1 protein-coding gene is annotated in these 248 nt (G+C 48.0%); it reads right to left on the bottom strand.

The genetic code is table 11. The features are described 5' to 3' along the window. Positions 1 to 248 (bottom strand): ATP-binding cassette domain-containing protein (locus tag AB4585_RS29075; RefSeq protein WP_372172270.1); only part of this gene is annotated, 248 nt, incomplete at both ends.

Consider the following 248-nt stretch of genomic DNA (forward strand, 5'->3'; position numbering starts at 1 on the left):
AAAACACACGCTGACGCTGACCGCCAGATAGCTGATGCGGGAACTTATCTAAAACCTCTTTCGCCGGCGTTAAGCCCACTTGCTCAAGGATAGAAACAAGGCGTTCTTCCATCTCTTGCCCTGGCTGAAGATCATGATAAATCTTCAAAGGACGCGTTAAGTGATAGCGAATAGTATGCAGTGGATTCAAAGAGCTGAACGGGTCTTGGAATACCATTTGTACGTCGCGACGGTACGCATCTAACTGC

The sequence above is a fragment of the Vibrio sp. 10N.222.49.C9 genome (genome assembly GCF_041474985.1).
Taxonomy (GTDB): domain Bacteria; phylum Pseudomonadota; class Gammaproteobacteria; order Enterobacterales; family Vibrionaceae; genus Vibrio; species Vibrio crassostreae_C.